Below are 416 nucleotides of genomic sequence, written 5' to 3'. Positions count from 1 at the left end.
CAGCGGGCCGAGGATGGCGTTGTTGACGAAGTTGGCACCGCCCTGGCCGACGGTGTCGATCAGGCGCTGGTTGGCTTCCTGGATCTGCGTGTCCAGGAGCGCGAGGTTGCGGTCGACCTCGGCCTGCGCGGAGGCCGGGATTGCGGGGAGTTCGCCCTCGACCTCGGGGCAGGTGATGGTCCCGGCGGCACCGGCGTTGCCCGCGTCCGCGCCACCCTCGCCCGCGTCGGCCTCGGCACCCGCGCCCGCACCGGCCTGCGCCCCTCCGTCGGCTGCCGCGGCACCGCCCTGGTTGAGCTGGCAGGGGGCGAGGGCTTCGAGGCCCTCGGGCTTGGCGGCGGCGCGGCCGATGGCGGTCTCGATGCGGTTCAGCGTGGCGACGCGCTTGTCCTCCAGCGGGCCGAGGATGGCGTTGT

General features: G+C 74.5%; 1 pseudogene. It reads right to left on the bottom strand.

What is annotated here, in order from left to right:
* Positions 1–416, bottom strand: a pseudogene (locus PUR53_RS02490) (hypothetical protein); the annotation flags it as partial.

The sequence above is a fragment of the Streptomyces sp. SP18BB07 genome, assembly GCF_036322545.1.
GTDB classification, from domain to species: domain Bacteria; phylum Actinomycetota; class Actinomycetes; order Streptomycetales; family Streptomycetaceae; genus Streptomyces; species Streptomyces deccanensis.
This window is presented reverse-complemented; position numbering and strand designations above follow the sequence as displayed.